Source organism: Serratia bockelmannii, assembly GCF_008011855.1.
Lineage (GTDB): Bacteria > Pseudomonadota > Gammaproteobacteria > Enterobacterales > Enterobacteriaceae > Serratia > Serratia bockelmannii.
The window spans coordinates 14,050-28,513 of the sequence record NZ_VOUX01000008.1 but is presented as its reverse complement, the minus strand read 5'-3'; the positions used below and the strand labels follow the sequence as shown (position 1 = coordinate 28,513).

14 protein-coding genes are annotated in these 14,464 nt (G+C 60.3%); 12 read left to right on the top strand and 2 right to left on the bottom strand.

Annotation, left to right across the window (positions count from 1 at the left end):
• Positions 1–2: 2 nt before the first annotated feature.
• Positions 3–947, bottom strand: coding sequence for an HTH-type transcriptional regulator MetR (metR, locus tag FOT55_RS11710; protein ID WP_016929455.1), 945 nt, complete (start codon positions 945–947; stop codon positions 3–5).
• 90 nt (positions 948–1,037) lie between these two features.
• Here metR and metE point away from each other — a divergent pair, with 90 nt between their 5' ends.
• A complete protein-coding gene (metE, locus tag FOT55_RS11705) occupies positions 1,038–3,326 on the top strand; it encodes a 5-methyltetrahydropteroyltriglutamate--homocysteine S-methyltransferase (protein WP_187181938.1) in 2,289 nt (762 codons plus the stop codon).
• A gap of 84 nt (positions 3,327–3,410) precedes the next feature.
• Here metE and FOT55_RS11700 read toward each other — a convergent pair whose 3' ends face one another.
• Positions 3,411–4,238, bottom strand: a complete 828-nt coding sequence (locus FOT55_RS11700) for a dienelactone hydrolase family protein (protein WP_060434760.1) — start codon at positions 4,236–4,238, stop codon at positions 3,411–3,413.
• A gap of 489 nt (positions 4,239–4,727) precedes the next feature.
• Between FOT55_RS11700 and udp the strand changes: the two genes are divergently transcribed.
• From udp to tatD, 11 genes are all read left to right on the top strand, one after another.
• Complete coding sequence (udp, locus tag FOT55_RS11695; protein ID WP_004934432.1) at positions 4,728–5,489, top strand: uridine phosphorylase; 762 nt, start codon at positions 4,728–4,730, stop codon at positions 5,487–5,489.
• 294 nt (positions 5,490–5,783) lie between these two features.
• Positions 5,784–6,566, top strand: coding sequence for a tyrosine-protein phosphatase (locus tag FOT55_RS11685; protein WP_025304916.1), 783 nt, complete (start codon positions 5,784–5,786; stop codon positions 6,564–6,566).
• Between the two features lie 79 nt (positions 6,567–6,645).
• Positions 6,646–7,176, top strand: coding sequence for a DedA family protein (locus FOT55_RS11680; protein WP_004934438.1), 531 nt, complete (start codon positions 6,646–6,648; stop codon positions 7,174–7,176).
• Between the two features lie 140 nt (positions 7,177–7,316).
• Positions 7,317–8,864 carry a DNA recombination protein RmuC gene (rmuC, locus tag FOT55_RS11675; RefSeq protein ID WP_049209369.1) on the top strand — a complete coding sequence of 516 codons (1,548 nt, stop codon included), beginning with the start codon at positions 7,317–7,319 and terminating at the stop codon, positions 8,862–8,864.
• A 78-nt stretch (positions 8,865–8,942) separates the two neighbouring features.
• The gene (gene ubiE / locus FOT55_RS11670) at positions 8,943–9,698 is read left to right on the top strand and encodes a bifunctional demethylmenaquinone methyltransferase/2-methoxy-6-polyprenyl-1,4-benzoquinol methylase UbiE (protein ID WP_025304918.1); all 756 of its coding nucleotides are present in this window, start codon (positions 8,943–8,945) and stop codon (positions 9,696–9,698) included.
• A 13-nt stretch (positions 9,699–9,711) separates the two neighbouring features.
• On the top strand, positions 9,712–10,320 hold the full coding sequence (gene ubiJ, locus FOT55_RS11665) for a ubiquinone biosynthesis protein UbiJ (RefSeq protein WP_025304919.1): 609 nt from the start codon (positions 9,712–9,714) through the stop codon (positions 10,318–10,320).
• On the top strand, positions 10,317–11,948 hold the full coding sequence (gene ubiB / locus FOT55_RS11660; RefSeq protein ID WP_025304920.1) for a ubiquinone biosynthesis regulatory protein kinase UbiB: 1,632 nt from the start codon (positions 10,317–10,319) through the stop codon (positions 11,946–11,948). The genes ubiJ and ubiB overlap by 4 nt, the downstream gene beginning before the upstream one ends.
• Positions 11,949–12,028: 80 nt before the next feature.
• Positions 12,029–12,292 carry a Sec-independent protein translocase subunit TatA gene (gene tatA, locus FOT55_RS11655; protein ID WP_004934452.1) on the top strand — a complete coding sequence of 88 codons (264 nt, stop codon included), beginning with the start codon at positions 12,029–12,031 and terminating at the stop codon, positions 12,290–12,292.
• 3 nt (positions 12,293–12,295) lie between these two features.
• Complete coding sequence (tatB, locus tag FOT55_RS11650) at positions 12,296–12,841, top strand: Sec-independent protein translocase protein TatB (protein WP_147823491.1); 546 nt, start codon at positions 12,296–12,298, stop codon at positions 12,839–12,841.
• Positions 12,842–12,844: 3 nt separating this feature from the next.
• Positions 12,845–13,615 (top strand): Sec-independent protein translocase subunit TatC, encoded by a 771-nt coding sequence (gene tatC, locus FOT55_RS11645; protein WP_004934456.1) that lies wholly within the window; start codon positions 12,845–12,847, stop codon positions 13,613–13,615.
• Positions 13,616–13,668: 53 nt separating this feature from the next.
• On the top strand, positions 13,669–14,451 hold the full coding sequence (gene tatD, locus FOT55_RS11640) for a 3'-5' ssDNA/RNA exonuclease TatD (protein ID WP_147823490.1): 783 nt from the start codon (positions 13,669–13,671) through the stop codon (positions 14,449–14,451).
• Positions 14,452–14,464: the final 13 nt, after the last annotated feature.

Below are 14,464 nucleotides of genomic sequence, written 5' to 3'. Positions count from 1 at the left end.
GTTTATACGCCGGCCGCCAACGCTTTGGCGCCGGTCGCGCCAGGGCGTGCGGCGTCGCGCACGAACGGCAGATGATCGCAGGCGTGCTGGCGGGCCGAGCGGATAAAGGCTTCGGTCACCGCCTGGCGCTGTTCACCATCGCGCACGGCGGCGTACAGGCGGCTCCACAGGCCGTCACCCAGGGTTTTGGTCACCACCAGCCCCTGCCGTTCGAAACTCTCCACCACCCAGTGCGGCAGCGCCGCAATCCCCATCCGCGCCGATACCATCTGGATCAGCAGCAGCGTGTTATCGACGTTCTTCAATGCCGGGTTGACGCCCGCCGGCTGCAGGAAATGTCGCCAGATATCCAGCCGTTGGCGCTGCACCGGGTAAATCAATAGTGTTTCATCGCTCAAGTCTTCCGGCTCGATGTGCGGCTTGCCGGCGAGCGGATGATCCGGCGCCAGCACCAGACGCACCTCGAAATCGAACATCGGCGAATAGTGCAGGCCGCTGCGCGGCAGAATATCCGACGTCATCACCAGATCCAGCTCGCCCTGTTGCAGGGCCGGCTGCGGATCGAAAGTGACGCCGGAGGTGAAGTCCATCACCACCTGCGGGAAACGCTGGCGGAAGTTGTCCAGCGCCGGCGTCAGCCACTGAATGCAGCTGTGGCATTCGATGGCGATGCGCAGCGTGGTCTGATGCGGCTCGTGGCAGGCCTGCAGCGCCTGTTGGATCTGCGGGAGGACCTGCTCCGCCAGCTGCAGCAGGATCTCGCCCTGGGCGGTGAAGCGCAAGGGCTGGCTCTTGCGCACGAACAGCTTGAAGCCCAGACGTTGTTCAAGATCGCTGAACTGGTGCGACAGGGCAGACTGCGTCTGGTGAAGTTGGGCCGCCGCCCCCGCCAGCGAACCGCTGTTGCGCAGGGCCTGCAGCGTCCGTAAATGTTTCAGTTCGATCATGAGAGTCCTTCACATTGACAGTGAATAAATTGCGCTTGTGGTTAATACAGTACCTGCTGATTATGGATGTGTAAACATCTGGACGGCTAAATGGGGGATATGACGATGGCAATTTTGAATCACACACTGGGTTTTCCTCGCGTTGGGCTACGACGTGAGCTGAAAAAAGCTCAGGAAAGCTACTGGGCCGGCAACTCAACGCAGGAAGAGCTGTTGGCGGTTGGCCGCGAGCTGCGCGCTCGTCATTGGCAACAGCAACAGCAGGCCGGGGTGGATTTGGTGCCGGTCGGCGATTTCGCCTGGTACGATCATGTGTTGACCACCAGCCTGCTGCTGGGCAACGTGCCGGCGCGCCATCAGAATGCGGATGGCTCGATCGATCTGGACACGCTGTTCCGCATCGGCCGTGGCCGCGCACCGACCGGCGAGCCGGCGGCCGCGGCGGAAATGACCAAATGGTTTAACACCAACTATCACTACATGGTGCCCGAATTCCAGCAAGGCCAGCAGTTCAAACTGGGCTGGACTCAGCTGTTGGACGAAGTGGATGAAGCGCTGGCGCTCGGCCATCGCATCAAGCCGGTGCTGCTTGGCCCGGTGACTTACCTGTGGTTAGGGAAAGCGAAGGGCGAGCCGTTCGACCGCCTGTCGCTGCTGAAAGAGATCCTGCCGGTTTACCAGCAGGTGCTGGCCGAGCTGGCGAAGCGCGGCGTCGAGTGGGTGCAAATTGACGAGCCTGCGCTGGTGCTGGAGCTGCCGCAAGCCTGGCTGGACGCGTTCAAACCGGCTTACGACGCGCTGCAGGGGCAGGTGAAGCTGCTGTTGACCACGTATTTCGACAGCGTAGGCCACAACCTCGACACCATTCGCACGCTGCCGGTGCAGGGGCTGCATGTCGATCTGGTCGCCGGTCATGACGATATCGCCACGCTGAGCGCCGCATTGCCGCAAGACTGGCTGCTGTCGCTGGGGGTGATCAACGGCCGCAACGTTTGGCGCGCCGATCTGAGCCGCTGGTTTGAACGTCTGCAGCCGCTGGTGGGCACCCGCCCGCTGTGGATTGGCTCCTCCTGTTCACTGCTGCACAGTCCGATCGACCTGAGCGTGGAAAGCCGTCTGGACGAAGAAGTGAAAAGCTGGTTCGCCTTCGCGCTGCAAAAATGCGCCGAGCTGGCGCTATTAAGCTCGGCGCTGAACGCGCCTGACACGACGAAACAGGCTGAACTGGACGCCTACAGCGCGCCGATCCGCGCCCGCCGTCAGTCGAGCCGCGTGCATAACCCACAGGTTGAGCGCCGGCTGGCCGCGATCACCTCGCAGGACAGCGAACGCCACAGCGCTTACGCCGAGCGCGCCAGGGCGCAGCGCGAGCGTTTCAACCTGCCGGCCTGGCCGACCACCACCATCGGTTCGTTCCCGCAGACCACCGAGATCCGCGGCCTGCGTCTGGACTTCAAACAGGGCCGTTTGGACGGCAACAACTACCGCACCAGCATCGGTGAGCACATCAAACAGGCGATCGTCGAGCAGGAGCGCCTCGGGCTTGACGTACTGGTGCACGGTGAAGCCGAGCGCAATGACATGGTGGAATATTTCGGCGAGAACCTGGACGGCTTCGTGTTTACCCAGAATGGCTGGGTGCAGAGCTACGGCTCCCGCTGCGTGAAGCCGCCGGTCATCATCGGTGACGTCAGCCGCCCGGAAGCCATCACCGTCGAATGGGCCAAATTCGCCCAGTCGCTGACCGACAAGCCGGTAAAAGGCATGTTGACCGGACCGGTGACCATCCTGTGCTGGTCGTTCCCGCGTGAAGACGTGACCCGCGAAGTGATCGCCAAGCAGATTGCGCTGGCGCTGCGCGACGAGGTGGAAGATCTGGAAAAAGCCGGTATCGGCATCATCCAGATCGACGAGCCTGCGCTGCGCGAGGGGCTGCCGCTGCGCCAATCCGACTGGGCCGCCTACCTGAATTGGGCGGTGGACGCCTTCAAATTGAACGCCGCCGTGGCGCGGGACGACACCCAGATCCACACCCACATGTGTTACTGCGAGTTCAACGACATCATGGACTCCATCGCCGCGCTGGACGCCGACGTGATCACCATCGAGACCTCGCGTTCCGATATGGATCTGCTGGAAGCCTTCAAAGAGTTCGAATACCCGAACGAAATCGGGCCGGGCGTCTACGATATCCACTCGCCGAACGTGCCGAGCGTGGAATGGATTGAAGCGCTGCTGCGTAAAGCGGCGCAGAACATCCCGGCGGAACGCCTGTGGGTTAACCCGGATTGCGGCCTGAAAACCCGCGGCTGGCCGGAAACCCGACAGTCGCTGGCCAACATGGTATTGGCGGCGCAGCGCCTGCGCGAGCACGCGTGATGCCGTGCGGCGGATAAACCGCCGCTTGTAGATTTACTGGTGTGATGATTGGGCGCTTCGGCGCCCTTTTTTATGCGAGGGAAATTATTTGACGCCGTGCTGAGCGAACCACGCCAGCATGCGCTGCCAGCCGTCCTCCGCCGCTTCGGCGTTGTAGCTGGGGCGATAGTCGGCGTTGAACGCATGCCCGACCTCGGGGTACACCACGATTTCGGCCTCGGCGTTGGCGGCGCGGATCGCCTGACGCATGGTTTCCACCGTCTCCAGCGGAATGCCGCTGTCCTGCCCGCCATACAGCCCCAGAACCGGCGTCGACAGGTGCGTGGCGACATCGACCGGATGCTTCGGTGAATTCAGCGTTTTCTCGCCGACCAGTTTGCCGTACCAGGCGACCGCCGCCTTCAACTGCGGGTTGTGCGCCGCGTACAGCCAGGTAATGCGGCCGCCCCAGCAGAAACCGGTGATCGCCAGCTTGCCGGCGTCGCCGCCGTGGCGGATAGCCCAGTGCGCGGCGTGATCCAGATCCGACAGCACCTGACGATCCGGCACCTTGGTCACCAACTGCTGGAACAGTTCGCCGATATCGGTGTAGTCGTTGGCGTCGCCCTGACGGAAATAGAGCTCGGGCGCGATTGCCAGATAGCCCTGCTTGGCCAGGCGACGGCACAGATCCTGAATGTGCTCATGGACGCCGAAGATTTCCTGTACCACCAGCACGATGGGGAAGGGGCCGTTATGGTCGGCGGGTTTGGCGACATAGGCCGGCAGCGCGTCGCCCTGAGAAGGGATGGTCGTTTGCCCGGCGTGAATGCCCTGTTCGTCGGTGATAATCGCGGAGGCGGCCAACGGCGCGGCGGCCGGGGCGAATCCCCCCTGAGCCTGTTCTAATGTCATCACATGTTCGGTTTTCATTGCGGTCTCCGTGCAATAGAAAAAAGCGCTGAGATTAACTATAGGAAAGATTACCCATTATTGGCGCTGCGTGGCGCACTTTCGGACAAGTCGATAAAAAACGGCTAATTATCTGGCTTTGCGGCATTTTTAAGCGCTTTTTATCATGTTATTACGCGTTTTGGCCCACGTAAGTGCCATAAGGTGCGTTAGAGGGCTTTTTTGTCCCTAAGCAACCGATAAGATGGGGGTATTTCGAATTGATGAGCTAAATAGTTTCAGTCGGCAACCAACGGGCAGGGAGCGGCAAGGTTTGTCGGCTAGACTGAGATTTAGCGGTGCGTTCTGGATGCGTCATAGTGATTTTTTTCGTGATAAAAATCACAAAAAATATGTAGCATGTGATTTGTTTCTCTTTTCATAGTGACTATCGTCACGAAATTAAGCGGCGATTTTCAGTAGAGTGCTTTTTTGTTCCTCCCAATAAACATGATCCATGAGGAGTCTCGTATGTCTCAGTCTGATGTTTTTCATCTCGGCCTCACCAAGAACGATTTACAAGGGGCCCAGCTTGCCATCGTGCCGGGCGATCCGCAGCGCGTAGAGAAGATTGCCAAGCTGATGGAAAATCCGGTGCATCTGGCCTCCCATCGTGAATTCACCACCTGGCGCGCAGAGCTGGACGGCAAGGCGGTGATCGTCTGCTCCACCGGTATCGGCGGCCCGTCTACCTCTATCGCGGTGGAAGAGCTGGCGCAGCTGGGCATTCGCACCTTCCTGCGCATCGGCACCACCGGCGCCATTCAGGCCAATATCAACGTCGGTGACGTGCTGGTGACTACGGCGGCGGTACGCCTCGACGGTGCCAGCCTGCACTTTGCGCCGATGGAGTTTCCGGCGGTCGCGGACTTCGCCTGCACCACCGCGCTGGTGGAAGCGGCCAAGGCCAGCGGCGCGACCACCCACATTGGCGTGACCGCCTCTTCCGATACTTTCTACCCGGGCCAGGAACGTTACGACACCTACTCCGGCCGCGTGGTCAGCCGTTTTAAAGGCTCGATGGAAGAGTGGCAGGCGATGGGCGTGATGAACTATGAAATGGAATCCGCCACGCTGCTGACCATGTGCGCCAGCCAGGGCCTGCGCGCCGGCATGGTGGCTGGGGTGATCGTTAACCGCACCCAGCAAGAGATCCCGAACGCCGAAACCATGAAAAACACGGAAAGCAAAGCGGTGCAGATCGTGGTGGATGCCGCCCGCCGTCTGCTGTAATCACCTTCCCTCAACGGGCCGCTGACGCGGCCCGTTGAGGTTTGTCATCAACCTCATGCCATTGCCGGGTTTGCAAAGAGCTGCGGATAACAAACAGGGAAAATCAATTCATTGATTTTCGGCTGATGACCACAAAGGAGGAAAAACCGCGTTTTTTCCTCCTTTGTCAACGAACTGAACGGGCCGCTGACGCGGCCCGTTTTTCCATTCGCGGCGAATCTGTTACGGTGATACTCCTCAGCGCTGCGCCGATGGCTGCCGCGCGTTGTCATAACAAAAACAACGAGGACGTTTATGACCGCCCAGATCCTGCTTCATCCTTCGCTTGCGCCGCTCGACGGTGGCATCAATTTCCGCGACTTCGGTGGCAACGGCGTGGCCGACGGGCGCCGCATCAAACGCGGCCTGCTGTTCCGCTCCGGTTCTCTCGAACGGCTGACGGAAAGCGACTGCACTTTCCTCGCTGGAGTGCCGGTACGTTCCGTGCTGGACTACCGCGATGCCGACGAAGTGCAGGCCAAACCGGATATTCTGTGGAATGGCGCCGACTATCACCACGTGCCGGCTAACCCGCTGAGCAGCGAAGTTAACGCCAACCTGGAAAAGCTCACCAACGAAACGCTGGCCGCTTTCGACGCCCGGGCGTTCATGCTGGAGCTGTATCGCCGCCTGCCGTTCGGCAATGCGGCCTATCAGCGGCTGGCGCAGCTGTTGAGCAACCCTGGCGGCGGCGCGATCGTGCAGCACTGCGCGGTCGGCAAGGATCGCACTGGCGTCGGTTCGGCGCTGGTGCTGTTCGCGCTGGGCGCCGACGAAGCGACGGTGCTGGAAGACTATCTGCTGACTGAAACCACGCTGGCCACTTTCCGCGAGCAGATGCTGGATCAGCTGTCTATCAAGCTGAATGCGGCGGCGCTGGAGCAATTCGCCTACGTGCTCAGCGCGCGCGAGGAGTTCCTGATGACGGCGCTGGGCTGCATCCGCCAGCAATACGGCTCCACTGACCGCTGGCTGGAAGCGGAATACGGCCTGGGCGCGGCCCAGCGCGAAGCGCTGCAGGCGTTTTACCTCGAGTAAATTACCGCGTGTTTAGCCGGGGTTTAACTCGCCCCGGCTTATCCTAGGCGGCGAATCATCGCGTATCAGGAGCCCTGCATTGAGCCTCAATGACGTTATCAACTGGGTCAGCGACGTCGTGCGTCAGCACGAAGGCTGGGCCATTCCCATCATCTTCTTCCTGGCGTTCGGTGAGTCGCTGGCGTTTTTGTCGCTGCTGCTGCCGGCCACGGTGATCCTGCTGGCGCTGGGCGCGCTGATCGGCGAAAGCGGCATCGCCTTTTGGCCGATTTGGGCCGCCGCCGCCGCCGGGGCGTTTTTCGGCGACTGGCTCTCTTACTGGATCGGCTATCACTATCAGGATCGCGTGGCCCATATGTGGCCGCTGTCGCGCAATCCGCAGCTGCTGGCGCGCGGCCATGCCTTCTTTGAGCGCTGGGGCGTGCTGGGCATTTTCATCGGCCGCTTTTTCGGCCCGCTGCGCGCCGTGGTGCCGCTGGTGGGCGGCATTTGCGGCATGCCGCAGCGCTATTTCCAACTGGCCAACGTCACGTCGGCGATGATCTGGGCGTTCGGCATTCTGGCGCCGGGGGCGTTCGGCATCAAGTGGCTCAGCCAGTGGCTGGGCTGATTTCTCGCTAAATTGCGTAGCGCCGCGCAATATTGTGCGCGGCGGGCAAAATCAGGCTGGACATCCATACAGCCTCCCCTTAACGTGACGGGCAATGGGCGTGCGAAACGCCGGAACGGCAAGGTGCAACAGGAGGCAGGGTGGATACCAGTCTGATTTATGGGATTGGCGGCGTCGCGATCGGCATGCTGTTGGGGTGGCTGATCGCCAGTCTGCGGGTGCAGCAGACGAATGCGCAACATGAAACCGAACTGCGGTTGCTGGAGCAAGCATTGCAGCAGGCGCAGCAGGAAACGGCCGTGCGGCAGGATACCCTGCAGCGTCACGAGCAGCAGTTGCGCCAGAGCGAGCTGGAGCTGCGCAACCTGCACAGCCAGCTGGCGGCCGGGCATGAAAAGCTGCAACAGCTCAATCATTGGCGCAACGAATGCGAACTGCTCAATCAGGAGCTGCGCGCCCAGCGCGAGGTTAACAGCGCGCAGGAGGCCGAGCTGCGCGAAGTCACCATCCGTCTGGAAGAGACGCGCATGGCGGCGGAGGAGAAGCAGCGTCTGCTGATCAACAGCGAACAGCGCCTCACCACCCAGTTTGAAAACCTCGCCAACCGCATTTTTGAACACAGCGGCCGCAAGGTGGACGAGCAAAATAAGCAAAGTTTGGATCGGTTACTGCTGCCGCTGCGCGAACAGCTGGACGGTTTCCGCCGGCAGGTGCAGGACAGCTTTGGCCAGGAGGCGCGTGAGCGCCACACGCTGACGCACGAGATACGCAATCTGCAGCAGTTGAATGCGCAAATGGCGCGCGAGGCCATCAACCTCACCAAGGCGCTGAAAGGCGACAACAAGACCCAGGGCAACTGGGGTGAAGTGGTGCTGAGCCGGGTGCTGGAGGCCTCCGGCCTGCGCGAAGGGCACGAGTATGAAACGCAGGTCAACGTGCGGGTAGATCATCAGAGTCGCATGCAGCCCGATGTGATCGTGCGCCTGCCGCAGGGCAAGGATGTCGTGATCGACGCCAAGATGTCGCTGATCGCCTACGAGCGCTATTTCAACGGTGAAGACGAGGCGGAGCGCGAAGCGGCGCTGAGCGAACATATCGCTTCGCTGCGTGGCCACATTCGCATGCTGGGCCGTAAGGACTACCAGCAGCTGCCGGGGCTGCGCTCGCTGGACTATGTGCTGATGTTCATTCCGGTCGAGCCTGCCTTCCTGCTGGCTATCGATCGCGAGCCGGAGCTGATCAGCGAAGCGCTTAAGCACAACATCATGCTGGTCAGCCCGACCACGTTGCTGGTGGCACTGCGTACCATCACCAACCTGTGGCGCTATGAGCATCAGAGCCAAAATGCCCAGCGCATCGCCGATCGCGCGGCGAAACTGTATGACAAGATGCGGCTGTTCGTGGACGATATGTCCGCGCTGGGGCAGAGCCTGGACAAGGCGCAGGGCAGTTATCGTCAGGCGATGAACAAACTGAGCGAAGGCCGTGGTAATCTTATCGGCCAAATTGAAGGTTTCCGCGCGCTGGGGGTTGAGGTCAAACGGCCGATCAACCCGCTGCTGGCGCAGCAAGCCGGCGCGCAACACGATGACGCGGAAGAGGCGAACGACGATGATGTCGCCGCGCTGCCGCAGACGAAAGACGATGACGATACCGCCGGGGAACCGGGCTTCGTTTCGCACGGCTGAGGCCGTGGCGAGGTGGGGTATTCCCCAGGCTTCTGGTACACTCATCCACACAAAATTGACTGAATAGCAGGCAGGACAATGGCAGATCAACCGCAGGAAACCACCGATTTCGGTTTTCGCACCGTCGCTAGAGACGAAAAACAGGCCATGGTGGCGGACGTTTTTCATTCGGTAGCGGCAAAGTATGACGTGATGAACGACCTGATGTCGTTCGGCATCCACCGTATCTGGAAGCGTTTCACCATTGACTGCAGCGGCGTGCGCCGTGGGCAGCGCGTGCTGGATCTGGCCGGCGGCACCGGCGACCTGGCGGCCAAGTTCTCCCGCATGGTTGGCGAGCAGGGGCAGGTGGTGCTGGCGGACATCAACGATTCGATGCTGAAGATGGGGCGCGAGAAGCTGCGCGATCGCGGCATCGTCGGCAACATCAATTACGTGCAGGCCAACGCTGAAGCGCTGCCGTTCCCGGATAACTACTTCGATTGCATCACCATCTCCTTTGGCCTGCGCAACGTCACCGACAAAGACAAAGCGCTGCGCTCGATGTTCCGCGTGCTGAAGCCGGGCGGGCGCCTGTTGGTGCTGGAATTCTCCAAGCCGCTGCTGGCTCCGCTGAGCAAGGCTTATGATGCCTACTCCTTCCATGTGTTGCCGAAGATCGGCGAGCTGGTGGTGAAAGATCCGGACAGTTACCGTTACCTGGCGGAATCGATCCGTATGCACCCCGATCAGGAAACCCTGAAAGGCATGATGGGCAACGCCGGTTTTGAAAACGTCACCTATTTCAACCTGACCGGTGGGATTGTCGCCCTGCATCGCGGCTTCAAGTTCTGAGAGGGAGATGCCGATGCTGTTTACCCCTCTGCTGACCGGTGCGCTGGAAACCTCGCTGAATAACCTGCTGTTTCGCGATCGCAGCATGAAAGCCGCTCGCCAACGCCTGGCGGGCAAGGTGCTGCGCATCGAACTGGAAGAGTTGGCTTCACCGCTGGTGCTGGTGTTCAGCGAACTGCGTGTGGACGTGCTGGGGCAGTCTGAAGACAGTGCCGATTGCACCGTGCGCAGCCGCATTCCCGCCTTACTGAAGCTGCGCGATCGCCAGCAGTTGCCAGTGCTGATGCGCAGCGGCGAATTGACGGTGGAAGGCGATATTCAGGTGGTGCAACAGCTGGTTGGCCTGCTCGATCTGGCGGAGTGGGATCCGGCGGAATGGCTGGCACCTTATATCGGCGATATCGCCGCTCAGGGCATTACGCAGGCGCTGGGCAAAGGCGCTTCGTTACTCAAGGCCGGATTGATGCGTCGGCAGCAAGACATGGCTGAGGCGCTGACTGAAGAGTGGCGTCTGGCGCCGGGGCCGCTGGAAGTGGTGTGGTTCAATGAAGAAGTGGATGCGCTCGCCCGCGGCGCGGAAGCGCTGATTGCCCGCATGGATAAGTTGGAGGGCAAGCGATGACCCCAGGCGAACTGCGTCGTTTGTATTTTATCGTCCGCGTTTTTCTCAGCTATGGGCTGGACGAGCTGATCCCGACAATGCGTTTGACGCTGCCGCTGCGCTTCGGCCGCCGGCTGCTGTTCTGGATGCCTAATCGGCACAAGGACAAACCGCTGGGCGAACGTCTGCGGCTGGCGCTGCAGGAATTGGGGCCGGTCTGGATCAAATTCGGCCAGATGATGTCGACCCGCCGCGATCTGTTCCCGCCGCACATTGCCGATCAGCTGACGCTGCTGCAGGATCGGGTGGCGCCTTTCGACGGTGCGCTGGCGCGCAAGCATATCGAGCTGGCGATGGGCGGCCCGCTGGAAGCCTGGTTCGACGACTTCGATCAGCAACCGCTGGCCTCTGCCTCGATCGCGCAGGTGCATACCGCGCGGTTGAAAACCACCGGCCAGGAAGTGGTGCTGAAGGTGATCCGACCGGATATCGGGCCGATTATCAAAGCCGATGTGCGCTTGATGTACCGGCTGGCCGGTTGGGTGCCGAAGCTGTTGCCGGACGGCCGCCGCCTGCGTCCGCGCGAAGTGGTACGCGAGTACGAGAAAACCCTGCTGGACGAATTGAATCTGCTGCGTGAAGCGGCCAACGCCATTCAGCTGCGTCGCAATTTCGACGGCAGCCCGATGCTGTACGTGCCTGAAGTCTACTCCGACTACTGCCGCGAAAGCGTGTTGGTGATGGAGCGTATCTACGGCATTCCGGTCTCGGACATCGCCACGCTGGAGCAGCAGGGCACCAACATGAAACTGTTGGCGGAACGTGGCGTTCAGGTGTTCTTTACCCAGGTCTTCCGCGACAGCTTCTTCCATGCGGACATGCATCCCGGTAATATTTTCGTCAGCTACGAACATCCGGAAGATCCCTGCTACATCGGCATCGACTGCGGCATCGTGGGTTCGTTGAACAAGGATGACAAACGCTATCTGGCGGAAAACTTCATCGCCTTCTTCAACCGCGATTACCGCAAGGTGGCGGAACTGCACGTCGACTCCGGTTGGGTGCCGCGTGACACCAACGTGGAAGATTTCGAATTTGCTATCCGCACCGTGTGCGAACCGATTTTCGAGAAGCCGCTGGCGGAGATTTCCTTCGGCAACGTGCTGCTGAACCTGTTCAACACCGCGCGCCGCTTCAATATGGAAGTGCAGCCACAGCTGGTGTTATTGCAGAAGACCTTGCTGTATGTTGAAGGGCTGGGGCGTCAGCTCTACCCGCAGCTGGATCTGTGGACCACCGCCAAGCCGTTCCTCGAGAGCTGGCTGCGCGATCAGGTCGGCATTCCCGCCGTGGTGCGTGCGTTGAAAGAGAAAGCGCCGTTCTGGGCGGAGAAACTGCCCGAACTGCCCGAGCTGTTTTACGATAGCCTGCAGCAGCATAAACTGTTGCAACAAAGCGTTGATAAGCTGACCAACCAGATGCAGGCTCAGCGGGTTCGTCAGGGACAGTCACGTTATTTGTTCGGCGTTGGCGCTACACTGTTGGTAAGCGGCACGCTGTTGCTGCTGGGGCAAATCGAGGTGTTTCCCGCCTGGATGATGGCCGCCGGCATCGTATGCTGGGTGATTGGCTGGAAGCGAACCACCTGATTTAATTCGTTACTCTGGTAAAGTCGGCTCTATAATGCGGGCTGGCTTTAAAAGACCCTTTAAAATTAGAGGTAATTAAAATGGGCGGTATTAGTATTACGCAATTGTTGATCATCGCAGTGATCGTGGTGCTGCTGTTCGGTACCAAAAAACTGCGCACGCTGGGCTCCGATCTCGGTGCCTCGATCAAGGGCTTCAAGAAGGCGATCGGCGACGACACGCCGTCGACCCCCAACACGGCTGAGAAAAGCAGCCTGGATGACGCTGACTTCTCGGCCAAGCCTATTACCGATAAGCAGCCGGAAGTGAAACCGGAAGAGTCGAAGAACAAAGAGCAGGTATAAACCGTGTTTGACATTGGGTTTAGTGAGCTGCTGCTGGTGCTGGTGATCGGCCTGGTTGTCCTGGGGCCGGAACGCTTGCCGGTCGCGGTCAGAACGGTGTCGGGCTGGATCCGCGCGCTGCGCTCGCTGGCGGCCTCGGTGCAGCACGAACTGTCTCAGGAACTGAAGCTGCAGGAGCTGCAGGACAGCTTGAAAAAAGCGGAACAGGCCGGCCTGCAGAACCTGACGCCGGAGCTGAAGGCGTCGATGGATGAGCTGAAAGACGCGGCGGAATCATTGAAACGCACCTACCGGGGCGAGAAAGAAGAGCTGGCGAACACCATTCATAACCCGCAGGCCATCGATCCGGAAGCCTTGCACGACGGCGTGACGCCGGCGGAAGCGGCAACCAGTGCCAGCGCGCCCGCCGCGGTGCCAAAACCGGCAGTGGAACCTGAAGCCGTCGTGGCGGCGCAACCGGCTAAAGCGCCGGTGGAAACCGCGCCTGCTCCTGTCGAACCTGTTGCGGATAAAACCCCAGCGTCTCACCAACCTAGTGGCGATCGTTAATACATGGCTGTTGAAGATACCCAACCCCTTATCAGTCACCTGATAGAGCTGCGCAAGCGGCTGTTGAACTCGATTATTTGCGTGCTGGCGGTGTTCGTGGTGCTGGTGTTTTTCGCCAACGACATCTACCAGCTGGTCTCTGCGCCGCTGCTCAAGCAGCTGCCGGCCGGGGCGAGCATGATCGCCACCGACGTGGCGTCACCGTTCTTTACGCCGATCAAGCTGACCATGATCGTCTCGGTGTTCGTCTCCGCGCCGATGATTCTGTATCAGGTGTGGGCATTCATCGCGCCGGCGCTGTATAAGCATGAACGCCGCCTGATGATGCCGCTGCTGGTGTCCAGCAGCCTGCTGTTCTACCTCGGCATGGCTTTCGCCTACTTCATCGTGTTCCCGCTGGCCTTCGGCTTCTTTGCCAAGACCGCGCCGATGGGGGTGACCATTGCGACCGACATTAAAAACTACCTCGATTTCGTCATGGCGCTGTTTATGGCGTTTGGCGTCGCCTTCGAAGTGCCGGTCGCCATCATTCTGCTGTGCTGGAGTGGCGTCACCTCGCCGGAAGATCTGAAGAAGAAACGGCCGTATGTGTTGGTCGGCGCGTTTGTGGTCGGCATGCTGCTCACGCCACCGGACGTGTTCTCGCAAACCCTGTTGGCGATACCGATGTATCTGCTGTTTGAAGTGGGGGTGTTCTTCGCTCGCTTCTATACTGGAAAACGTCGTCCACAGGCGGAAGAAGAAGACGAGGGTGACGAACCCCCAGCCCCCTGATCCATCTTGATTGCGAAGCCGCCCATTGGGCGGCTTTTGCTTTGGAAAAAACCATGTTTGATATCGGCGTTAACCTCACCAGCAGCCAATTCGCCAAAGACCGCGAGACCGTGGTGGAGCGCGCTCGCACGGCGGGTGTTACCGGGATGTTGATTACCGGCACCGATCTGCCTGAGAGCCGCGAGGCCGCCAAACTGGCGCAGCAGCATGCGGGCTATTGCTGGTCCACCGCCGGTGTGCATCCGCATAACGCCAGCAGCTGGGATGAACACAGCGCCGAGCAGATTTATGCCCTGGCCGCCGGCCCAGAAGTGGTGGCGATCGGTGAATGCGGTCTGGATTTCAACCGCAACTTCTCGACGCCGGAGCAGCAGGAAGCGGCGTTCATTGCGCAACTGGCGCTGGCGGCGGAGTTGGCATTGCCGGTGTTTCTTCATTGCCGCGACGCACACGCACGTTTTGCCGAGCTACTGACGCCGTGGTTGGATAAACTGCCCGCGGCCGTGGTGCACTGCTTCACCGGCACCGCCGAAGAATTAACAAGCTGCCTGTCGCTGGGCCTGTCGATCGGGATTACCGGTTGGGTCTGCGACGAGCGGCGCGGCCTGGAATTGCGTGCCCTGTTGCCGCAGATCCCGGCCGAGCGTCTGCTGCTGGAAACTGACGCCCCTTATCTGTTGCCCCGGGATTTACAGCCTAAACCCGCATCTCGCCGCAACGAACCCTGTTTCCTGCCCCATATCGTGCATCAGGTCGCCGTCTGGCGACAGGAAGAGCCGCAATGGCTGGGGCAAAAAACCGATGAGAACGCCCGCCGGCTATTCCGGCTGGTTTGAGCTAGGAGAAAAC